At 39.8% G+C, this 21,787-nt stretch carries 17 protein-coding genes and 2 tRNA genes; 15 read left to right on the top strand and 4 right to left on the bottom strand.

The genetic code is table 11. The annotated features are described in order from the left end of the window. Positions 1-4: 4 nt before the first annotated feature. From B9T27_RS02905 to galE, 3 genes are read left to right on the top strand one after another with little or no spacing between them, the layout of a single operon-like run. Complete coding sequence (locus tag B9T27_RS02905) at positions 5-1,258, top strand: nucleotide sugar dehydrogenase (RefSeq protein WP_086205334.1); 1,254 nt, start codon at positions 5-7, stop codon at positions 1,256-1,258. Continuing rightward, entirely contained in the window at positions 1,255-2,913 is a 1,659-nt protein-coding gene (pgi, locus tag B9T27_RS02900) for a glucose-6-phosphate isomerase (protein WP_086205333.1), read from the top strand. Before B9T27_RS02905 ends, pgi begins: the two co-directional genes overlap by 4 nt. Positions 2,914-2,915: 2 nt before the next feature. Next, complete coding sequence (gene galE / locus B9T27_RS02895; RefSeq protein ID WP_086205332.1) at positions 2,916-3,935, top strand: UDP-glucose 4-epimerase GalE; 1,020 nt, start codon at positions 2,916-2,918, stop codon at positions 3,933-3,935. A gap of 61 nt (positions 3,936-3,996) precedes the next feature. Here galE and B9T27_RS02890 read toward each other — a convergent pair whose 3' ends face one another. Then, positions 3,997-5,367, bottom strand: a complete 1,371-nt coding sequence (locus tag B9T27_RS02890; RefSeq protein WP_086205331.1) for a phosphomannomutase — start codon at positions 5,365-5,367, stop codon at positions 3,997-3,999. A 488-nt stretch (positions 5,368-5,855) separates the two neighbouring features. Here B9T27_RS02890 and B9T27_RS02885 point away from each other — a divergent pair, with 488 nt between their 5' ends. From B9T27_RS02885 to B9T27_RS02875, 3 genes are all read left to right on the top strand, one after another. Continuing rightward, positions 5,856-7,412 carry a TolC family protein gene (locus B9T27_RS02885; RefSeq protein WP_086205330.1) on the top strand — a complete coding sequence of 519 codons (1,557 nt, stop codon included), beginning with the start codon at positions 5,856-5,858 and terminating at the stop codon, positions 7,410-7,412. Continuing rightward, positions 7,409-9,541: a type I secretion system permease/ATPase gene (locus tag B9T27_RS02880; protein ID WP_086205329.1), complete on the top strand. Its 2,133-nt coding sequence runs from the start codon at positions 7,409-7,411 to the stop codon at positions 9,539-9,541. Before B9T27_RS02885 ends, B9T27_RS02880 begins: the two co-directional genes overlap by 4 nt. A 92-nt stretch (positions 9,542-9,633) precedes the next feature. Continuing rightward, positions 9,634-10,785, top strand: a complete 1,152-nt coding sequence (locus tag B9T27_RS02875; RefSeq protein ID WP_086205418.1) for an HlyD family type I secretion periplasmic adaptor subunit — start codon at positions 9,634-9,636, stop codon at positions 10,783-10,785. Positions 10,786-10,906: 121 nt separating this feature from the next. On the opposite strand, the gene B9T27_RS02870 is transcribed toward B9T27_RS02875, so the two are convergent. After that, positions 10,907-11,788, bottom strand: a complete 882-nt coding sequence (locus B9T27_RS02870) for a LysR family transcriptional regulator (RefSeq protein ID WP_086205328.1) — start codon at positions 11,786-11,788, stop codon at positions 10,907-10,909. A 169-nt stretch (positions 11,789-11,957) separates the two neighbouring features. Here B9T27_RS02870 and B9T27_RS02865 point away from each other — a divergent pair, with 169 nt between their 5' ends. The 7 genes from B9T27_RS02865 (at position 11,958) to B9T27_RS02835 (ending at position 20,576) form a co-directional block, all read left to right on the top strand. After that, a complete protein-coding gene (locus tag B9T27_RS02865; protein WP_086205327.1) occupies positions 11,958-13,475 on the top strand; it encodes a CoA-acylating methylmalonate-semialdehyde dehydrogenase in 1,518 nt (505 codons plus the stop codon). Between the two features lie 10 nt (positions 13,476-13,485). After that, on the top strand, positions 13,486-14,376 hold the full coding sequence (gene mmsB / locus B9T27_RS02860) for a 3-hydroxyisobutyrate dehydrogenase (protein WP_086205326.1): 891 nt from the start codon (positions 13,486-13,488) through the stop codon (positions 14,374-14,376). An 84-nt stretch (positions 14,377-14,460) separates the two neighbouring features. After that, positions 14,461-16,116 carry an AMP-binding protein gene (locus tag B9T27_RS02855; RefSeq protein WP_086205325.1) on the top strand — a complete coding sequence of 552 codons (1,656 nt, stop codon included), beginning with the start codon at positions 14,461-14,463 and terminating at the stop codon, positions 16,114-16,116. A gap of 21 nt (positions 16,117-16,137) precedes the next feature. Beyond that, positions 16,138-17,265, top strand: coding sequence for an acyl-CoA dehydrogenase family protein (locus B9T27_RS02850; protein WP_086205324.1), 1,128 nt, complete (start codon positions 16,138-16,140; stop codon positions 17,263-17,265). A 21-nt stretch (positions 17,266-17,286) separates the two neighbouring features. Then, positions 17,287-18,060 (top strand): enoyl-CoA hydratase, encoded by a 774-nt coding sequence (locus B9T27_RS02845; protein ID WP_086205323.1) that lies wholly within the window; start codon positions 17,287-17,289, stop codon positions 18,058-18,060. Positions 18,061-18,069: 9 nt separating this feature from the next. Beyond that, complete coding sequence (locus B9T27_RS02840; RefSeq protein WP_086205322.1) at positions 18,070-19,104, top strand: enoyl-CoA hydratase/isomerase family protein; 1,035 nt, start codon at positions 18,070-18,072, stop codon at positions 19,102-19,104. A gap of 125 nt (positions 19,105-19,229) precedes the next feature. Continuing rightward, positions 19,230-20,576 carry an MFS transporter gene (locus tag B9T27_RS02835; protein ID WP_086205321.1) on the top strand — a complete coding sequence of 449 codons (1,347 nt, stop codon included), beginning with the start codon at positions 19,230-19,232 and terminating at the stop codon, positions 20,574-20,576. Positions 20,577-20,635: 59 nt separating this feature from the next. Here the strand turns inward: B9T27_RS02835 and B9T27_RS02830 are convergent. Beyond that, a tRNA-Gly gene (locus B9T27_RS02830) sits at positions 20,636-20,711 on the bottom strand. A gap of 42 nt (positions 20,712-20,753) precedes the next feature. Then, positions 20,754-20,829: transfer RNA gene (locus B9T27_RS02825), tRNA-Gly, on the bottom strand. 239 nt (positions 20,830-21,068) lie between these two features. Here B9T27_RS02825 and B9T27_RS02820 point away from each other — a divergent pair. Together B9T27_RS02820 and B9T27_RS02815 are read left to right on the top strand one after the other, a co-directional pair. Beyond that, on the top strand, positions 21,069-21,377 hold the full coding sequence (locus tag B9T27_RS02820; RefSeq protein WP_086205320.1) for a BolA family protein: 309 nt from the start codon (positions 21,069-21,071) through the stop codon (positions 21,375-21,377). 12 nt (positions 21,378-21,389) lie between these two features. Then, complete coding sequence (locus B9T27_RS02815) at positions 21,390-21,782, top strand: SirB2 family protein (RefSeq protein ID WP_086205319.1); 393 nt, start codon at positions 21,390-21,392, stop codon at positions 21,780-21,782. The last annotated feature ends 5 nt before the right edge of the window (positions 21,783-21,787 follow it).

The following is a 21,787-nucleotide window of genomic DNA, read 5'->3' as shown; positions in this document are numbered from 1 at the left end:
CGTAATGAAAATCACTGTTTTAGGGACAACGCTGCAAGCTGGTGTTTTGGCTGGATTGTTCTCTGAAAATGGACACCAAGTTACTTGGTGTCCAAATACAAGCTCTGAGTTGTTAATACACTATCAAGATGATGTAGTGAATCAGCTGATCAAAAAGCAAATTCAAACAGGCTTTTTAACATTAAAGCATCTGGACCAAGTTAACTCGGATCAAGATGTTTTTCTGTTTAGTTATGCCGCGACCGAAGTGAATCAAGCCATATTAGCTGCTCACAAGATCACTCAGTTGGCTGTTGCTCATCCAAAATTAATGATTAATAGTTCTACATTTGGCTTGTATGGTACTGAAAAATTAAAACAAATTTTAACCATTGATGCTTGGGCTTATTTACCAGATGTAATTCAGGAAGGTAATGCTGTCAATAGTTTTACTTTGGCCAAGCAAATTATTGTAGGGGTTGACAGTGATTTGGCAGCGAATTTAGTACAAGAATTACTGAGACCTATTTTTCAATTTAAATATCAATATCTGTTTATGCCGATTTTGGATGCAGAATTTACTAAGCTGAGTATCTCGGGGATGTTAGCGACTCGGATTAGTTATATGAATGATCTCGCTTTAGTCACTGAAAAGCTGGGTATTGATATTTTGAATGTACAGCAAGGTTTAGCTGCAGATAGTCGCATTGGTTCGGCCTATTTATCGGCGGGGGTTGGTTTTGGTGGAGAAAATTTTTCTCATGATATTTTGACCTTATCCAACACTGTTTCAGGTACAGGTGTGAACAGTCAGTTGTTAGAACAAGTGTGGGAAATCAACGAACAACAAAAAGAAATTTTATTTAGAAAGTTGTGGAACCACTATAATGCTGATTTAAAAGGAAAGGTTGTAGCAATTTGGGGGGCATCGTTTAAGGAGAATACCTCAAGTATTAATAATGCCCCGATTCATGTCATGCTTGATGCACTTTGGGCTCAAGGTGTGATCGTGCATTTACATGATCCTCAAGCTTTAGATGAGATTAGAAAAAGGTACGGTCAGCGTAATGATTTGGTTTTATGTGAAGATCAATATCAAACCGTACAATCTGCAGATGCACTATGTCTTATGACTGCATGGAAACAATATTTAAGTCCAGATTTTAAACAGTTAAAAGCTTTGATGAAACACGCATTTATTTTAGATGGACGTAATGTTTACAATCCCGAATATGTGAAAGCACAGGGTTTTATCTATGCGGGAGTCGGGCGAGCATGAGTGAATATCAACAAGGCTCTGACAAGCTACTACAAGATTTAAGTCATTCTGCTAATGAATTTAAAGAGATACATTTAAATCATTTATTTGCAGATAATACACAACGGTTTGAGCATTTCTCACATCAATTTAATCAAATTGTATTTGATTATAGTAAGCAGCGGATTGACGGAACCGTTTTGAATACATTGCTTGAGTTGGCTCAAACAAAAAAACTCAATGCTAGGATTAAAGCACTTTTTTCCGAAGCTAAAATTAATTATACCGAGCAACGTGCAGCCATGCATTGGGCATTGCGTTTACCCAAGAATAGTGAAGATTTTTCAGCACTTAGCCAGTTAGTGCATTCGCAATTGGATCGTATGTATGATTTAGTCAATAAAATACATGCGGGGCAATATCGTGGATGTACCGGTGAAGTTATTCAAGATGTGGTGAATATCGGTGTAGGCGGATCTGATTTAGGTCCCGTGATGGTTAGTCATGCACTTTCAGATTACAAAGTAAAAACAGCTAAGCCTTTAAATGTACATTTTGTTTCTACCATGGATGGTAGTCAGCTCTCTGCTTTATTACATAAGCTTAGACCTGAAACGACACTATTTATCATCTCGTCAAAATCTTTTGGCACGATTGATACACTATCAAATGCGCAAACTGTTCGTCAATGGTTAGAAAAATCATTGGGAGATAAAGCATGTGTCTTAAAAAGTCATTTTATTGGAATATCAACTAAACCAGAAAAAATGACGGAATGGGGAATTGCACCGGATAATCAGTTGTTACTCTGGGATTGGGTGGGTGGGCGTTATTCTTTATGGTCTTGTATTGGTTTGCCCATTGCTCTCAATATTGGTGTTGAGGGTTTTAAGCAGTTACTAGCTGGTGCATATGCGATTGATGAGCATTTTCAGCAAGAGACTTTTGCCAATAATCTTCCTGTATTGATGGGAATGTTGGGAATTTGGAATAATAACTTTCTTAATATTCAGACGCATGCGGTATTGCCCTATGATGGCCGTTTAAAATATTTTGCGGCGTATTTGCAGCAACTTGAGATGGAATCGAATGGTAAATCCATCCAAAAAAATGAAGAAAAAGTTAGCTTAGATACTTGTCCAATTATTTGGGGCGAAGTAGGGCCGAATGCTCAACATGCTTTTTATCAACTTTTGCATCAAGGTACTCATTCAGTCAGTTGCGATTTTATTGCGCCCGTACAACGCTATAATGCCAATCAGTTTACCTATGCTGAAAATGCAGAGGCTTTGGTTGAGCAACATCATTTGGCTTTATCCAATTGTTTAGCACAGTCACGGTTATTGGCTTTTGGTAATCAGGCACTTGATCCAGATGAATTATCAACGTTACCCGCGTATAAACAATATGTAGGTAATCAGCCGAGTACGACCATTTTATTAGAAGAATTAAGTCCTTATAGCTTGGGGATGCTGATTGCTTTGTATGAACATAAGGTTTTTGTCCAATCGGTGATTTGGAATATTAATCCATTTGATCAATGGGGCGTTGAAAAAGGCAAAGATATCGCAAATCAACTATTACCGATTTTAAATAGAACAGAACAGGATTTATCGCAATTAGATGCCTCAACACAGGGCTTAATTCGCATTCTGCTAAGTCAGCAAGAGAGTTAAATATGGCAACTATTTTAGTTACAGGTGGCGCGGGTTATATTGGTTCTCACACTTGTATTGAATTACTGAATGCTGGGCATAATGTGGTGGTATTGGATAATTTATCGAATAGTTCTGTTGAATCTTTAAATCGAGTTCAAGAGCTTACGAATAAAAGTTTAACTTTTGTTGAAGGGGATATTCGTGATGGAAAAACTTTAGATCAATTATTTAATTTATATTCCATTGAAGCCGTGATTCATTTTGCGGGGCTAAAAGCAGTAGGGGAAAGTCAGAAGATTCCACTTACTTATTTTGACCATAATATTGCTGGTTCAATTAGCTTAGTACAGGCGATGCAACGTGCAGAAGTACATAACTTGGTGTTTAGCTCGTCTGCGACAGTGTATGATGAAGCCAATATCTCACCACTGAATGAAAGCATGCCTACCGGTATGCCAAGCAATAATTATGGTTATACCAAACTTATAGTTGAGCAATTATTAGAAAAAACCTCTCAGGCAGATGAACGCTGGTCGATTGCACTACTACGTTATTTCAATCCAGTGGGTGCACATAAAAGTGGTCGTATTGGGGAAGATCCTCAAGGAATTCCCAATAATTTAATGCCTTATATCACGCAAGTTGCTGTTGGTCGTCGCGATAAACTTTCGATTTATGGTAATGATTACGAGACAGTGGATGGTACTGGTATCCGTGATTATATCCATGTCGTCGATTTGGCGAATGCACATTTATGCGCACTGAATAATCGTTTAGAGCAACAGGGTTGCCGTGCTTGGAATATTGGTACAGGTAATGGTGCTTCTGTTCTTGAAGTTAAAGATGCGTTTGAAAAAGTAAATGGTGTTGTAGTGGCATTTGAATTTGCACCGCGTCGAGAAGGTGATGTTGCCACCTCGTTTGCAGACAATACCCGCGCAGTTGCAGAGCTAGGATGGAAGCCACAATATCAGCTTGAAGATATGTTGGCCGATAGCTGGAATTGGCAAAAACAGAATCCTATTGGTTATAAAAATTAAATTATTATATAGATCTAAAAACAGGAATCACTCAGACTCCTGTTTTTAGATCAGCTTGAATCTAATCTTGAATTAACTGAGTCAACTCATCAACATATTCTTGCATCGGCTTAGGATTTTGATCTGCACGACTTTCAATATTGAGGCGTAATAAAGGTTCAGTATTTGAAGCGCGGACATTGAAACGCCAAGCACCAAAATCTAAACTAACACCATCTGTATAATCAATATTGGGATTTTGATTGGAAAAATGATCAAAAATCTTTTGAATCGTGTCTGCTGTATCTTTGACTTTAAAGTTAATTTCACCACTACACGGGAATTTTCTAATCATGTCTTCAACTAGACTAGACAGGGATTGCTTAGTTTCTGAAAGTACCACAATTGCCAATAACCATGGAATCATCCCGCTGTCGCAATAAGCAAAATCACGGAAATAATGGTGTGCACTCATTTCACCACCGTACACGGCGTTATGTTCACGCATCGTGTCTTTAATGAAAGAATGTCCCGATTTAGATTGCACGGCAATACCATCATATTCATTCAGAATATCCAAGGTATTCCACACCAAGCGTGGGTCATGCACGATTTTTTCGCCTTTCTGCTTAATTAAAAAAGCTTGGGCCAACAATCCGACAATATAATAGCCTTCAATAAATTGGCCTTTTTCATCGAATAAGAAGCAACGATCAAAGTCGCCATCCCATGCAATTCCAATATCCGCTTGATGTGCTAATACTGCATCTCGCGTGCTATCACGATTTTCAACCAGAATTGGATTCGGAATACCATTCGGAAAGTGTCCATTCGGTTCATGATGAATTTTAATAAATTCGATTGGAAGATGGAGTTGCTTAAATTTTTGCTCAAGTGCATCAATGACATGACCTGCAGCACCATTACCTGCATTCATGACAAGTTTGAGCGGACGAAGTTTCGCAGGATCGATGTAAGTCATTAGGTGATCAATAAATTCAGGCAGAATGTTGTATTGTTCAGTTGTACCTTTTTGCGAAAATTCTTGGAAATGACCTGACTCAGCCAAAGCTTGAATCTCTTTTAACCCAGTATCTGCTCCAATAGGACGTGCATTTTCACGAACTAATTTCATGCCATTATAATCCATTGGATTATGGCTCGCAGTTACTTCAATTCCACCTTGGACATCTAGATGAAATGCACCGAAATAGACCTCTTCTGTTCCTGTCATGCCTAAATCAAGTACATTGACACCCGCATCATTTAGTCCACGAATGGTTGCCTGTTTTAAATCTTCACTGCTTAAACGTACATCGCAGCCAATCACGACTTTTTGAGGGCTATAAATTTGGCCGTAGGCACGCCCAATTTTATAGGCAATTTCTTCGTTTAACTCTGTACCGAGTTTGCCACGGATATCATAGGCTTTAAAGCAAGTGAGGTTTGTCATAATACTCATTTCTTATCGTTAAGCACGCAGTATACAGAAGGATAAAGCAGCACTAAACCCAACTTTTAGGATGATTGAATTCAAGCATGACTTTGTATCTTAATACAGTCAGATAAATATGCTTCAGTGAATGTTCAGATATAGAAATTTCGTGTCATGGAATGCATTAGTCAACGTTATTTTTCCACATGCTGTGTAGTGTGTGGATGTTTTTTAAGCAAATTTTAAGATATCTGCGTTTGTGTTGTAGTTTACATTTTTCTATTCAAGAGCATACTTTGATGCTTTGCTTAATTATTGAAATTTATGTTCAGATACAGATAGTTCTAGTGTAAAATAAAATTTTATAGGGTGATATTCCTAGCATATATAAGCCAAAATATGACTTCCTGTAATTTAAAAAAGTGCAATGTTCTAGATTGGGAATCATTGAAAATAAATCGAATGCTGAGAATAAATTAAAAGCTATTTTTAGGTACAAGTTCCGAATGTTTAAAGCTAAAAGTCCCTCTATTTCTTTTAAAAATTTAAGTACCCTTCTTGGTTTAACAGTATGTATGCATACATCTGTATATGCACAAGATCTAAATTATTTGAAAAATATTAAGAATAGTGTTCAGAACCTGATTAAGCCGCAAGATGACCAAAGCTATAAAACGGTGCAGATGCAAGAACTTACTAATTTTCAATTTGAACCTGACGTACGATTGAATGAACTTCCAGTGATTGAATCATCGATTGTTGGTCAGAAAGCATCCCTCAATAATTTATATACAGAAGGTCTTTCAAAGACTGTAAATAATGCGGTCAAAAATAGACAATTGAGTATTGATGAAGCGGTACAGGTTGCGGTGCAAAGGAATCCTGCTATTGCAGAAACAATTGCTACTTTAGCTTCACAAAATGCCAATATCGATGTTGCCAAAGCTGGATATTACCCTCAATTACAAGCAGGAATGAATACTGGCGACTTTACGGGCAGTGATAAAGGGCGCCAAGTTTATACTATTCAAGCGAATCAACGACTCTATGATTTTGGCAAGGTCGAATCGAGTGTCAGTACACAAAAAAATAAACTAACGGTAGAGCAAGCCAATGTACTGGGCAGTATTGATGATATTGCAACGCAAACAGCACGTGCTATTTTAAGGATACTCAGATATCAAGCTACGGTTAAAATTGCGCAAGATCAGGTGGTGGGGGTCAGTCGATTATATGAAATTGCACGTCTCAGAGCCAATGCGGGTATTAGTAGTAATGCCGATCCAGTGCAAGCGCAAAGTTATGTGGAATATTCAAAGTCATATTTAATTGCACAGCAAAATTTTTTACGACAAGAACAACAAAAGTTAAAAACATTATTGGGCTTTGATGTTGAGCGTGCTCATTTTATTATTCCGGATGAGTTGGTCAGTAAATCTGGACTTTATGATGTTCCAACGATGAATACAATTCCTGCAATGATTGCGGCTCAAGCTGAAATTGCAGTCGCAAAAAGTCAAAAAAAACAAACTGAACTGAGCCGTTATCCAACTATTTCTTTGGTTGGTTCTCTGAATAAAGCACTCAATGGAAGGAACCCCAATACAGGGATCGAAAATGATTCAGATAGCTCGATTGCCATTTCAATGAGTAGTAATTTTTATCAAGGCGGTGCAGTTGCTTCTCAGGTGAAATCAGCGGGATTTGCTGAACAAGCAGCACGTTCAAAACTAAATGCTATTTATTTAAATATCTTAGACTCCACCCGCACGGCACGTGAAAATATTGAAAATACCAATAAGCAGATCTCAGTTTTACAGAATCGCGAACAATCCACCGCCAAAACGCGTGAATTGTACGAAGAACAATACAAACTCGGAAAACGCTCTATTTTAGATTTACTTAGCTCAGAGCAGTCGTATCATAGTTCAAGAGCAGAAAGAGAGTCTGCTCGCTATGATATTTATGACACTGTAGCGGTGTATATTCATGTTACAGGTAAGAGTAGAGACGTTTATCATTTAAATAATACAAAAATTCAAGGGTTTGAAATTCAGCCATGAATAAAACATTAAATTATCAACCATGGCTGCAGGCCATATTCACGGTTGCACAACATTATCGTCTTCAACCTTCAGAAGAACAGATTCGGTTGCAACTGGATTGGAATCAATATCAAAATATTGATGACCTTTTGGTGATTATTACGCGCCAAGTTGGACTTAATTTTCGTAAAGGTGATTTTACAACAGATGCCTTAAATCCATGGCGCTTACCCGTGGTGATTGAGTTTAATGATGGTCAAATTGCAGTTATTGAAAAAGTAGATAACCAAGGCAATGCCAGTTTACAGCTCAGTGGGGATCAAGGCCTTTCTCAGACATTTAGTTTGCAAGAGCTACAGTCGAATGCCAAACAGATTTATATCTTTAGACCAGAAACTTCTGTTCCTGATGCACGTGTAGATGAATATATAAAGCCCTATGAAAAGAGCTGGTTTTGGGACATTGTCTTAAAAGACTGGAAGCGTTATACCGACATTATGGTTGCGTCGATGATTGCCAATATTCTGGCACTCGCCACGATTATTTTTTCGATGCAAGTCTATGATCGTGTTGTTCCATCACAATCTGTACCAACCCTATGGGTACTGGCGGGTGGTGTACTGATTGCTGCTATTTTTGAATTTAGTTTAAGAGTTGCACGGGTTTATTTGTCAGATATTATTGGTAAACGTGCAGATTTAAAAATTTCAGATCGTGTCTTCGGGCATGCGCTGCGTATTCGAAATAAAGATCGATCAAAATCTACTGGTTCTTTTATTTCACAAATTCGTGAATTGGAAGGGGTGCGTGAGCTAGTCACTTCAACCACGATTAGTGCTGTTGCAGATTTACCTTTTTTCTTTTTATTCCTTGTAATTTTTTGGTTGATTGGCGGAAACATTTTTTGGGTGATGGTCCTAGTTGTTCCATTAATGTTGATCCCAAGTTTTTTAGCGCAGAAAAAACTTGCACAGTTGGCCAAAGAAGGGATGCGTGAATCTTCAATTCGGAATGCTATTCTTGTCGAAGCCGTGCAAGGAATTGAGGATATTAAATTACTAAGAGCTGAAGCGCGTTTTCAAAATCAGTGGAACCATATGAATGAGGTCTCTGCTGATATTAGTATGCGTCAAAGAAAGATTACTGGTTGGCTTAATGCGTGGACACAGAAAATTCAGGGATTAACCTATGCCATTGTGGTGTTGGTGGGCTGCTTTGCTGTCATGAAAGGTGACATGACCACAGGTGCTTTAGTCGCGTGTTCGATTCTATCTTCGCGGATGCTTGGACCAATTTCACAAATCACAGGTGTATTAGGCCGTTGGCAACAGGCTAAAGTGGCTAAAGAAGGCTTAGATGAGCTGATGAAAAAGCCAGTAGATCGTCCTGATCGTGCGCAATTGATTCATCGTAAAGTCATCGTAGGTGACTATGATTTTAAAGGGGTGATGTTTAAGTATGGTGAGGATGATCCGCGTCCAACTTTAGTCATTCCACAATTGAAAATTCGTGCCGGTGAGAAGGTTGCTATTCTAGGGCGCAATGGCGCAGGTAAATCAACTTTATTACAGTTACTTTCTGGCATGCAAATGCCCGTTCAAGGAAGTATTAGTTTAGATGGAATTGATCAGTCTTTAATTGATCCTGATGATATTCGGCGTGATATGTCTTTGCTGAATCAAAATGCACATTTATTCTTCGGTACAATCCGTGAAAATTTAACCTTAGGCGCGCCTTTAGCCACAGATCAAGACATTATTCGGGCTTTAACAATTACCAATGCCATAGAAATTATTGAAAAAAAGAAAGAAGGTTTGGATTATTTGGTGCTTGAAGGCGGTGTTGGTTTCTCTGGTGGTCAAAGACAAGCGTTATTGCTGACACGGCTTTTATTACGTAATCCGAACATTGTATTATTGGATGAGCCAACAGCATCCATTGATGATGTCTCTGAAAAGTTACTGATTCAGCATTTAAAAGAGTGGTTAGGCCATCGCACTTTGGTGGTGGCTACGCATCGTCCCGCAGTTTTGCAACTGGTTGATCGAATTATTGTGATTCATGATGGAAAAATTGTGAAAGATGGCCCGCGTGATGCCATTTTAAATCCTGGAAATCAGCCTAATGTAGGAGGAGTTTCAGCATGAGCCAAGAACATCAATTACCAGAAGTACCCAAGCCACAGCTTAAAAATGAAGTAGCCTCCGATATCCTACAGCGTCCAACCAACCCATCTGCTATGCGTTTCACAGAACCGCCCTTACCCAAATCAACGTTTGTGATTTGGATTGTCGCGATTGGGTTGTTGGCCTTTATTGTTTGGGCATGTCTGTTTAAGCTTGAAGAGGTTTCGACGGGGACAGGTAAAGTCATTCCGTCTTCAAAAGAGCAAACGATTCAGTCTTTGGATGGTGGTGTGCTCACCAGCTTAGAGGTTAAAGAAGGTGATATTGTTCAAAAAGGACAAATTCTCGCTCAGATAGATCCGACCCGATTTGAATCACAAGTGGGTGAAAGTCAAACCAAACTTCTTGCGACACAAGCGACGGCTGCGCGTTTAGAGGCCGAAGTGAATGGGACCACATTGAGTTTCCCGAAAGCGGTTTTAAGTATGCCTAATTTGGTACGTGAAGAAACAGCATTATATACCTCACGGCGTTCAAATTTGGATGAATCCATTGCTGGTTTGAAAAATGCTTTAGTCTTGGTTCAGAATGAATTACAAATGACTCAGCCCTTAGTTGCTAAAGGTGCAGCTTCAGAAGTGGAAGTTTTAAGGCTTAAACGTGAAATTAATAATTTCGAGAATCAAATTAACGATAAACGAAATGACTATTATGTAAAATCTCGTGAAGAGTTAGCTAAAGCCAATGCAGATATTCAGTCCTTACAACAAGTGGTAGCAGGTCGTACTGACGTTGTTAAAAGATCAACCTTTAAGGCACCTGTCCGTGGTGTTGTGAAAGAAATTGCAGTGACGACTATTGGTGGTGTTGTTCCGCAAAATGGGAAGCTGATGACGATTGTGCCTATTGATGAGCAATTGTTAATAGAAGCTCATATTTCACCACGTGATATTGCCTTTATTCATCCAGGCCAAGCTGCGCTGGTTAAAATCACGGCGTATGATTATTCAATATTCGGTGGTTTAGATGGAAAGGTAACCGTTATTTCTCCAGATACCATTCGTGATGAAGTGAAACAAGATCAATTCTACTACCGTGTTTATATTCGTACCGATAAAGATAAATTGATGAATAAGGCTGGAAAAACGTTTTCAATTACTCCAGGTATGGTGGCCACAGTGGATATTCGGACGGGGCAGAAAACCATCATTGAATACTTACTCAAACCTTTTAATAAGGCTCAAGAAGCATTGCGTGAGCGTTAGTCACTCTTTTTAAAATTTTGTCTTTAAAGCCAATCTTCAGATTGGCTTTTTTATTGGGAGTTTTAAGGGGGCGGAGTTTAGTATTGCCTATGCAGCAGTTAATTTTATGATCTTTAATGGATTAATCCATCAAGACACTTTGTTGGATATCGGCTTGTTTACGTAAGAAATCCCAGACTAATTTAATTCTAGGTTCGTGTTGTAAATCGACCAAGGTTAGCATCCAAAAAGTATGAATAAAACGTACCTGCTGTGTTAATACTTGTTCTAGTTCAGGTTTCTTCTCAGCAATAAACATAGGCAAAATCGCCAGTCCCGCACCAGCACTGACAGCAATTTGCTGCGCTAAAATACTGCTACTACGAAAATTTGCAGCTAATTGTAAAGGTAAACGTTCTAAGCAATATAACTCGGGGCTATAGACTAAATCATCAATATAATTCACAAAGCGATGTTGGGTTAAATCATCTAAACAGTGAATAGGAGGATTTTTTGCCAAATAGTCATTACTGCCATAAATTTTTAAACAGTAATCTGAAAGACGAGTAATAATATAGGGACCAGATTTAGGGCGATCAATTGAAATCACGATATCGGCTTCGCGATGTGATAGCTTAATCATCTTCGGTACAGGAATGAGGTCGATTGTTAATAAGGGATATTGTTTCGAAAATTCAGCCAGTAAATGTGCCAAAAATACCGTACCAAAACCTTCTGGTGCGCCAATTCGGACTCGGCCCTGTAAGGGTTGATGCGGTTTTTCAATTTGTAAAAATGCATACTCCATTTGTTCAACCCGAGGTACTAAAGCCATTCCTTCGAGTGTTAATTCATAACCCGTAGCTTCACGTTTGAATAATTGTGTACCTAAAGCCAGTTCTAACGCCTGAATACGCCGTGCAACAGTACTATGTTCAACGCCAATTAAGCGCGCAGCATTGGTCAAGGTTTTGGCACGAGCCAAGACTAAAAAAAAATGTAAATGATCCCAATCTGCTTTCATCTTATTCTTCACTTCCTGTGCAATTTTGCACAGTCATCGTGCATCAATTTGCATTGGTGGTCAAAGTTTTCTTTGATAGGCTGATACCACATTAGAATAATGATCATACGTTTTCAGTCCGTATTTTCGCCAAGTCATCACAATAAAAAGTATCCCCCATGGAGAGGTTATGAACTCGATTCAGAAAATACAATTAACAACTGCTAAATTGCTCATCAATGGTGAATTTATTGAGTCAGGGACTCAGGAATGGCAGGATATTGTTAACCCAGCGACTCAGGAAGTCATTGGGACGGTTCCATTTGCAACTCGTGAGGAAGTGAATGCTGCAATTGCTGCAGCACAGAATGCATTTGCAAGCTGGAAACAGACTCCGATTCAAGCACGTATGCGGATTATGCTTAAACTGCAAGATTTAATTCGCATCAATGCCAAAAGCATTGCGCAAGTATTGACTGCTGAACAAGGTAAAACTTTGGCCGATGCTGAAGGGGATATACAACGTGGTTTGGAAGTGGTTGAACATGCCTGTTCCATTGGAACCTTGCAAATGGGCGAGTATCTTGAAGGCGTAGCACGTGGTGTAGATACCTATACCTTACAGCAACCATTAGGTGTATGTGCTGGTATTACACCGTTTAACTTTCCAGCCATGATTCCATTGTGGATGTTCCCGATGGCAATAGTTTGTGGCAATACCTTTGTTTTAAAACCCTCGGAACAAGATCCACTTTCAACCATGATGCTCGTTGAACTAGCTATTGAAGCGGGTGTTCCAGCAGGTGTGTTAAATGTGGTTCACGGAGGTAAAGAAGTCGTAGATATGCTGTGTACCCATTCGGATATCAAGGCCATTTCGTTTGTGGGCTCTACTGCAGTCGGAACGCATGTTTATAATTTAGCAGGCCAATATGGCAAACGTGTTCAATCGATGATGGGTGCAAAAAATCATGTGGTGGTGATGCCTGATGCCAATAAAGAGCAAACTTTAAATGCCCTAGTTGGTGCTGCATTTGGTGCAGCAGGGCAACGCTGTATGGCACTTTCTGTTGCTGTGATGGTGGGTGATAGCCAGCAATGGATTAGCGAATTGATCAAAAAGGCTAAAACTTTGAGTGTGAATGCTGGGCATGAACCGAATACTGATATTGGACCTGTGATTTCTCCACGCGCTAAAGCACGTGTAATTGATTTAATTAATAGCGGTGTTGAGCAAGGTGCTTCGCTACTACTAGATGGTCGTGATATTCAAGTTAAAGGCTATGAACAAGGTAACTTTGTCGGTGCTACAATTTTTAATCACGTTACGACGGACATGCGCATTTATCAAGAAGAAATTTTTGGTCCAGTACTCGCCATTATTTGTGTCGATACTTTGGAAGAGGCAATTACGTTGGTCAATGCCAATCCATTTGGCAATGGGGTTGGATTATTTACTCAAAATGGTGCAACAGCACGAACGTTCCAACAGTTAATCAACATTGGTCAAGTGGGTATTAATATTCCAATTCCAGTACCGGTTCCTTTCTTTAGTTTTACTGGTTCTAGAGGATCTAAATTGGGTGATTTAGGCCCGTATGGAAAGCAGGCTGTACAATTTTATACACAGACCAAAACTATCACCAGTCGTTGGTTTGAAGATAATCAAGAAACGGGTGCTGTAAATACCACCATCAGTTTGCGCTAAGGAGGTAAGTATGAAAATTGCCTTTATTGGTTTAGGAAACATGGGCGGTTCCATGGCACAAAATCTGCTGAAAGCTGGGCAAAAGGTTTGGGGTTATGACTTAAGTACAGTTGCATTACAACATTTCAAAGAAAGTGGGGGCATCGTTTGTAGTAGTCCTCAAGCAGCAGCCAAAGAAGCAGATATCGTTATTAGTATGTTGCCAGCAGCTAAGCATGTCCGCGATGTTTATCTTGGAGAGGATGGTGTCTTAGCAGTGCTCAAAGCAGGCAGCTTATGTTTGGATTGCAGTACGATTGATCCTCAAACCATTAAAGATATTGCTACTGCAGCTGAAATAAAACAGATTATCGTGTGCGATGCACCTGTCTCTGGCGGCACCATTGGTGCACAAGCAGGTACTTTAACCTTTATGGTGGGTGCATCTGAGCAAACCTATCAGGCAGTTAAACCCGTATTGAGCTTGATGGGAAAAAATGTGGTGCATTGCGGTGCTGTAGGTACAGGCCAAGTGGCTAAAATTTGTAATAACCTGATTCTCGGTATTTCCATGACTGCTGTGGCTGAAGGGATGGCACTGGGTGTGAAGCTTGGTATTGATCCACATGCCTTGGCGGGAGTGATTAATAGTTCGAGTGGTCGTTGTTGGAGTTCAGAAGTGTGTAATCCATGGCCAGATATTTGTGCTAATGCACCAGCGTCTTGGGGTTATCAAGATGGTTTTGCCACACAACTGATGTTGAAAGATTTAGGACTTGCTATTGAAGCCGCTGGTCAGGTGAAGCAGCCTATTTTACTGGGTGGCTTAGTCCAACAGCTCTATCAACAATTGTGTTTACAAGGTCATGCAAACTTGGATTTCTCTAGTATTATCCAGCAATATTTACCTGCTCAGAAGTAATGGTATTGTCATTGGATGACTGTTTACTGAAGAAATTAACCCATGTGTCATGAATAACAACAAATCCAGACTGAGGTTAACCCTATGTTGAAATATCAAGAAACAGTATCTGCATTTGATTTACATAATGCGGCAAATAGTTTGTTATCTGGTTCTTTAGATGCCCTTAATGCCTGTTATGAGTGCTGTGACCGTCATGCAGAATCAGCACAGGTGGCTTTGTTTTGGCAATCTAAGGACGGTCGAAAAGCTGAGTATACATTTAATGAATTAAAACAACGCTCAAGTCAATTTGCTAACTTCTTAAAGTCTCAAGGTGTTAGGAAGGGTGATCGCATTTCTGGATTATTGCCACGTACACCTGAGTTGATTATTACGATTTTGGCAGCTTGGCGTATAGGTGCTGTTTACCAACCTTTATTTACTGCATTTGGTCCAAAAGCCATTGAACATCGTGTTGCACTCGCCAAAAGTAAATTGGTGGTGACGGATATGGGGAATCGTGACAAGTTAAATGAAGTCGCTGATTGTCCAGCAATTGTTACTGTGGTAGGAGCACGAGATCATTTACCAAAAGGAGATTTTAATTTCTGGGCTGAAATTGAGCAGCAATCAGCATATTGTGAACTGGAAATGCTGAATAGCGATGATCCTTTTCTATTGATGTTTACATCAGGCACAACGGGTCCAGCGAAACCTTTACAGGTACCTTTAAAAGCGCTGATTGCATTTGGGCGTTATATGCAAGATGCGGTGGGTTTAACGCCGGATGATGCTTTTTGGAATATCGCTGATCCTGGTTGGGCCTATGGTTTGTACTACGGTATTGTTGGGCCGCTGTTGTTAGGGCACGCGACCCTGTTTTATGACGGTGGCTTCAGCGTTGAGAGTTTATGTCAGATTGTTAAAGAATATCAAATTACTAATTTGGCGGGTGCACCAACAGCGTATCGAATGATGATGGCGGCTGATCCTGAAAAAATTGCACCCTTACGTGGGCAGTTTCGTAAGGTCAGTAGTGCAGGTGAACCTTTGAATCCAGAAGTAATCCGTTGGTTTAAACAGGTGTTGGATGCTCCAATATTTGATCATTATGGACAAACTGAAGTTGGGATGGTGGTGTGTAATCATCATGGTCTCGAGCACCCCGTTCGTGCTGGAGCAGCAGGTTTTCCAAGCTTGGGTTATCGGATTGCTGTAGTAAATGAGCAAGGCCAAGAGTTAGCAGCAGATACAGCAGGAATATTGGCTGTAGATATAAGCCAGTCACCAATGATGTGGTTCTCTGGCTACCAAGAAAGCCGTAAATCCCCTTTTATTGGACACTACTATTTAACGGGTGATACTGCAGAAATTCATGCGGATGGCAGCATGAGTTTTGTCGGGCGCAGTGATGATGTGATTACCACTTCAGGTTATCGGATTGGACCATTTGATGTGGAAAGTGCCTTATTAGAACATGCAGTTGTGGTTGAGGCCGCTGTGGTGGGTGTGCCAGATCCAGAGCGCACGGAAATCGTTAAAGCTTTTGTTATTTTAGTGGATAAAGTTGAGCCAACCCTTAAATTAGCCGAAGAACTTAGCCAATTTGTGAAAAAGCGTCTTTCGGCTCATGCCTATCCGAGAGCAATTGAATTTGTGTCTGAATTACCAAAAACACCGAGTGGAAAAATCCAACGCTTTTTACTGCGGAATCAGGAAATCACTAAACAACAAACTATAAATACCGCAGCTGGCTAATGCAGGGAAAGGGAAGCATCTATGCAATTAACTGAAGAGCAAATTTTAATTCGTGATATGGCCAAAAGCTTTGCACAAGAACAAATTAAACCGTATGCCAGTGAATGGGATAAACATGGCATATTTCCAGCCCAAGCTTTGCAACAAATGGGCGAGCTGGGCTTTTTAGGAATGTTAGTACCTGAACAATGGAGTGGCTCTGAAACAGGAAATTTAGCTTATGTATTGGCGCTTGAAGAAATTGCTGCTGCAGATGGTGCGACTTCAGCCATTATGAGTGTACATAATTCGGTAGGTTGCGTACCGATTCTAAAATTTGGGAATGAGGCGCAAAAGCAACGTTTTTTAGTACCTTTAGCTCAGGGGGAAATGATCGGTGCATTTGCCTTAACGGAACCACATACAGGCTCTGATGCTGCAGCGATTAAGACTCGTGCAGTCAAAGATGGTGATGATTATATTTTAAATGGTGCAAAACAGTTCATTACTTCGGGTCACAACGCGGGCGTCATTATTGTTTTTGCAGTGACTGATCCAAGCGCGGGTAAAAAAGGGATTAGTGCTTTTTTGGTTCCACGTGAAGCGTCGGGTTATGAGGTGATTAGAATTGAAGAAAAACTGGGTTTACATGCATCTGATACCTGCCAAATTGCTTTGACTGATGTTCGAATTCACAAGAGTTTACTGTTAGGCAACGAGGGGGACGGTTTAAAAATTGCCTTAGCAAATTTAGAAGGTGGGCGTATTGGTATTGCAGCACAAGCAGTGGGTTTAGCACGCGCAGCCTTAGAAGAAGCCACACATTATGCAAAAGAACGAATGGCCTTTGGTAAACCTATTTTTGAACAACAAGCGATTTCATTTCGGCTAGCCAGTATGGCCACTGAAATTGAAGCAGCAAGACAACTGGTGCATTATGCAGCCCGTTTAAAAGAAGCGGGTGAGCCTTGCCTAAATGAAGCATCTATGGCGAAATTGTTTGCTTCAGAAATGACGGAAAGAGTGTGTTCAAAAGCCTTACAGGTATTTGGTGGCTACGGCTATTTGAAAGATTTTCCAATTGAACGTATTTATCGAGATGCTCGAATTTGCCAAATTTATGAAGGCACCAGTGATATTCAACGCTTAGTTATTGCACGTAGTTTATAAAAAATAAATAAGGATTATTTTATGCAATGGGACACCATTTTATTAGAAAAACGTAACGGTGTGGGTTTGATTACTTTAAATCGCCCGAAATCACTCAATGCGCTTAATACACAGCTGATTAGTGAGATGAATCAGGCACTGGATCAGTTAGAAACAGATCCTGAAATTGGTTGTATTGTGCTGACTGGCTCAGAAAAAGCTTTTGCTGCTGGTGCAGATATTAAAGAAATGGTGGAATTAAGTTTTCCCAATATTTATTTTGATGATTTCTTTACGCTGGCTGATCGGATTGCACAACGTCGTAAGCCTTTAATTGCAGCAGTTAGCGGCTATGCCTTAGGTGGTGGCTGTGAATTGGCGTTAATGTGTGATTTTATTTATTGTGCAGAAAATGCCAAATTTGCGTTACCAGAAGTGACGTTAGGTGTATTGCCTGGCATTGGTGGAACACAACGTTTAACGCTAGCAGTGGGCAAGGCTAAAGCGATGGAAATGTGTTTAACCGCACGACAAATGGGCGCACAGGAAGCAGAAAAAAGTGGTTTAGTTGCTCGTGTCTTTAGTCAGCAAGAATTACTAGAACAAACGTTACAAGCTGCGGAAAAGATTGCAGAGAAATCACTTATTTCTGTGATGATGATTAAAGAATCCATTAATCGTGCTTTTGAGGTCAGTCTAGCCGAAGGCCTGAGATTTGAGAGACGAACATTCCATTCAGTGTTTGCTACTTTAGATCAAAAAGAAGGCATGCGTGCATTTATTGAAAAACGCCCAGCCAAATTTACCAATCGATAGGGGCTAAAAATGAGTAGTAAAACTAATTTAATTAGTAGTAAACAAGGTACTTTGGGCATTCTGACTTTAGATCGTGCTACGCATTTAAATGCTTTATCGTTAGAGATGATTCAGGGCATTACTACACAACTTGAACAATGGCGGCATGACAACGGTATTCAGGCAATTCTAATTAACTCCAATAGTCCAAAAGCATTCTGTGCTGGCGGAGATATTCGCTATTTATATGAGTGTTATCAAAATAGCTCAACAGACTATCAAGAGTACTTTGCTTCAGAATACACAATGCTGACGGCGATTCGAAAATTTCCAAAACCTATCATCGTGTTTTTAGATGGTTATGTTTTGGGCGGTGGTTTTGGTTTGGCACAGGCATGCCATATTGTGGTGAGCAGTGAAAAATCACGTTTTGCGATGCCAGAAACTGCAATTGGATTTTTCCCAGATGTTGCTGCAACGCACTTCCTATCTCGTTTAGATGATATTGGCGTGTATATGGCACTCACGGGTGAGCAAATCAGCAGTAGCGATGCCTTATCTTTAGATTTGATTGATTATCATGTTCCCAGTGAGCATTTAGTTGTGCTCCAAGAGGCCTTAGTCGCCAATGAAAATCTGAACAAAGCAGTAATTGAGCAAATTGTTTTTGGTTTTATTACTCATCCTGTAGAAAGCGAATTACGACAGCGCGCAGATAGTATTCATCGACACTTCGCTTATGAAAGTCTTGCAGAAATTGAGCAAAGCTTAGCCAGTGAGACTGATCCAACTACACAGCCATGGGCACATCATTTATTAAATATTTTGCAACAGCGTTCTTTGGTGGCAAAACAGACCAGTTTGAAATTACAGTGGATTGGACGGAGTTTATCACTTGAACAATGCATGCAGTTGGAGCGGGATTTACAAGATATTTGGTTTGAGCATGGTGATTTTATTGAGGGTGTACGAGCTTTAATTATTGATAAAGATAAGCGGCCTCAATGGCAACCTCACAGTCCTATTTTGACAGAAATTTTAGAAAATTTAACTGCTACTGCATAATTTTTTAGGATTTATGTAGTTTATTAATAAGTATAACGTGAAGGTATTACCACGATACAAGCAACATCAATAATCGTAATAGATGGATATCAATAATGTAATTACTCAAGGAATAAGAGGTGGAAATGGAACAACAAGAAATGCCGATACATCATAAAAAGTCTTCGCATCGGCTCGCGGGCATCTCTAGTATGGTAGGAACCACCATTGAGTGGTATGACTTTTTTATTTATGGCGCTGCCGCGGCACTGATTTTTAATAAACTCTTCTTTCCTGACTTAGATCCTTTGACTGGGGTCTTAGCTGCCTTTGCAACCTATACAGTGGGTTTTATCGGTCGTCCCCTTGGTGGAATTGTTTTTGGCCACTTTGGTGATAAAGTGGGCCGTAAGTCAATGCTGCTCTTAACTTTAATGTTAATGGGCATACCGACGGTTCTGATTGGGCTATTGCCAACGTTTGAAACGATTGGTTATTGGGCCGCTGTTTTCCTCGTTATTCTACGCTTTGTACAAGGTATGGCCATGGGTGGTGAGTGGGGCGGTGCTGTATTAATGGCAGTTGAACATGCACCTGAAGGGAAAAAGGGCTTTTGGGGGAGCTTACCCCAAGCCAGTACTGGTGCGGGTTTATTGCTGGCTTCACTGACATTGGGAGCTGTATCATTACTTCCAGAGTCAGCATTGTTGAGTTGGGGATGGCGTTTACCCTTTCTTGCCAGTATCTTGTTATTAGGTGTTGGAATTTATATTCGCGTTAAAGTACCAGAGTCTCCTGACTTTGAAAAAGTTAAAGCCAAAGCTGAAGAAGTTAAAATTCCGGCATTGCAAGTTTTTAAAAATCATCCTAAACAAGTCATATTAATTATTTTGGCGCGTGCTGCTGAAAATGCATGGTTTTATATTGCATCTACTTTTGCATTGGCTTATACGACAACGCAATTAGGGGTACCACGTCAGGACATTTTATTTGCAACGATTTGCGGTGCTGCGGTGATTATGTTTATGACACCACTCTGCGGTCATCTGTCAGATAAAGTCGGACAGCGCAATATGTTTATGTTTGGCTTAATTGTGCTCGCATTATATTGTTATCCTTTCTTTAGTATGTTGAGCACTAAAGATCCGCTATTGGTTTGGACGGCCATTGTGGTTGCAATTGGCGTAGTATTTCCAATTATGTATGCTCCTCAGGCGCAACTATTCGCTAGAGAGTTTCCTGCCGAAATTCGTTATAGCGGAATTTCAATTTCAGTACAATTTGCGGGAATACTAGGAGGTGGTTTAGCCCCAATGATTGCGACAAAACTACTGAGTATTGGGCATGGAAATCCATATCTTATTTCAATTTATATTGCGAGCATGGCAATTGTTGCCATTTTTTGTACTTTTTTTATGCAAAGAGATCCGAAACAGCTGTATCGTCAAGAACGGCTACAGAAAACGAGCTTAGATGGACTGCCAGAGAATTAATTTCAAATATAAATTAAAGATATAAAAAAAGCCTCTATAAAATAGAGGCTTTTTAAATTTGGAGCGGGAAAAGAGACTCGAACTCTCGACCCCAACCTTGGCAAGGTTATGCTCTACCAACTGAGCTATTCCCGCGGGGTGTACAATTTTTACTACAAAAACTGAACAAAAAAGATTTGGAGCGGGAAAAGAGACTCGAACTCTCGACCCCAACCTTGGCAAGGTTATGCTCTACCAACTGAGCTATTCCCGCATGACGGCTATAATACATTATGCAGATTCAGGGTCAACCTTTTTTTGTATATCCTACGACCATTTGAATAAAATAAAATCATTTTGAAGCAAAAAAACTATTTTTAGTTAAAATAGGTTCTGTCTACGCATGAAAATTATAAAAAATGGCGGCATTGATAGCTTTGTAGGTTTTGATACTGTGCAGTACAGATCAGCGTTATACTTAAATGCTATTTTCCGTTTCCTTAAGGATTAAACATGAGCCTAGAACAACAACTGACTGAAAGCTTAAATACTTTGGCACCATCACATTTAGAAGTGATTAATGAATCTGCTGGACATGGCGGTTATTTCCCAGGTAAGGAATCACATTTTAAAGTGATTATCGTGAGTGAAATCTTCGCAGGTTTACGTTTGGTGCAACGCCATCAAAAAGTCTATGCTATTGCAGCCGACTTATTGAGTCCAAGTAAAATTCATGCTTTGGCCATTCATGCTTATGTGCCAAGTGAGTGGCAGGGTGAGGCTCCGAATAGCCCTGAATGTGCTCATGCACCTAAAGCATAATGAGTGAGTAATATGGATACCCATTTACTGGTTAAAATGATTCATATATCGAGTGTTGCAATTGCATTTGTGGTTTTTGTCGTACGTGCATTGACATTATTTATTGGAACACATAACAATCAACCTAATCCGAAAGGAAGAGTCGCTTTAGTTGCGATGCAGCATTTGGCATTCACGGTTTTGACTATTACCGGCATTATTTTATTAAGTATGAATGATTTTAAAGTTCAGCCTTGGTTTTATGCAAAAATTATCTTATTCCTTGTTTTGTTGTCATCATTAATTAAAATATATAAAAAAGATGACACGATTTTGTTAGCTCAACGCCGTGCAGGATTAGTGATTAGTGCTGTTGCATTTATTGCAATTATTTCTTTAAGCATGATTAAACCCATTTTTGGTTGATTGTT

The sequence above is a fragment of the Acinetobacter sp. ANC 4648 genome (genome assembly GCF_002135345.1).
Taxonomy (GTDB): domain Bacteria; phylum Pseudomonadota; class Gammaproteobacteria; order Pseudomonadales; family Moraxellaceae; genus Acinetobacter.
This window is presented reverse-complemented; position numbering and strand designations above follow the sequence as displayed.

Excerpts from the sequence above, each read along its gene's own strand:
- B9T27_RS02835 (WP_086205321.1), top strand. The coding sequence starts at position 19,230 with ATGGAACAACAAGAAATGCCGATACATCATAAAAAGTCTTCGCATCGG.
- B9T27_RS02845 (WP_086205323.1), top strand. The coding sequence starts at position 17,287 with ATGCAATGGGACACCATTTTATTAGAAAAACGTAACGGTGTGGGTTTG.
- B9T27_RS02890 (WP_086205331.1), bottom strand. The coding sequence starts at position 5,367 with ATGACAAACCTCACTTGCTTTAAAGCCTATGATATCCGTGGCAAACTC.
- galE (WP_086205332.1), top strand. The coding sequence starts at position 2,916 with ATGGCAACTATTTTAGTTACAGGTGGCGCGGGTTATATTGGTTCTCAC.
- B9T27_RS02850 (WP_086205324.1), top strand. The coding sequence starts at position 16,138 with ATGCAATTAACTGAAGAGCAAATTTTAATTCGTGATATGGCCAAAAGC.
- pgi (WP_086205333.1), top strand. The coding sequence starts at position 1,255 with ATGAGTGAATATCAACAAGGCTCTGACAAGCTACTACAAGATTTAAGT.
- B9T27_RS02870 (WP_086205328.1), bottom strand. The coding sequence starts at position 11,788 with ATGAAAGCAGATTGGGATCATTTACATTTTTTTTTAGTCTTGGCTCGT.
- B9T27_RS02815 (WP_086205319.1), top strand. The coding sequence starts at position 21,390 with ATGGATACCCATTTACTGGTTAAAATGATTCATATATCGAGTGTTGCA.
- mmsB (WP_086205326.1), top strand. The coding sequence starts at position 13,486 with ATGAAAATTGCCTTTATTGGTTTAGGAAACATGGGCGGTTCCATGGCA.
- B9T27_RS02855 (WP_086205325.1), top strand. The coding sequence starts at position 14,461 with ATGTTGAAATATCAAGAAACAGTATCTGCATTTGATTTACATAATGCG.
- B9T27_RS02880 (WP_086205329.1), top strand. The coding sequence starts at position 7,409 with ATGAATAAAACATTAAATTATCAACCATGGCTGCAGGCCATATTCACG.
- B9T27_RS02875 (WP_086205418.1), top strand. The coding sequence starts at position 9,634 with ATGCGTTTCACAGAACCGCCCTTACCCAAATCAACGTTTGTGATTTGG.
- B9T27_RS02905 (WP_086205334.1), top strand. The coding sequence starts at position 5 with ATGAAAATCACTGTTTTAGGGACAACGCTGCAAGCTGGTGTTTTGGCT.
- B9T27_RS02840 (WP_086205322.1), top strand. The coding sequence starts at position 18,070 with ATGAGTAGTAAAACTAATTTAATTAGTAGTAAACAAGGTACTTTGGGC.
- B9T27_RS02820 (WP_086205320.1), top strand. The coding sequence starts at position 21,069 with ATGAGCCTAGAACAACAACTGACTGAAAGCTTAAATACTTTGGCACCA.
- B9T27_RS02885 (WP_086205330.1), top strand. The coding sequence starts at position 5,856 with ATGTTTAAAGCTAAAAGTCCCTCTATTTCTTTTAAAAATTTAAGTACC.
- B9T27_RS02865 (WP_086205327.1), top strand. The coding sequence starts at position 11,958 with ATGAACTCGATTCAGAAAATACAATTAACAACTGCTAAATTGCTCATC.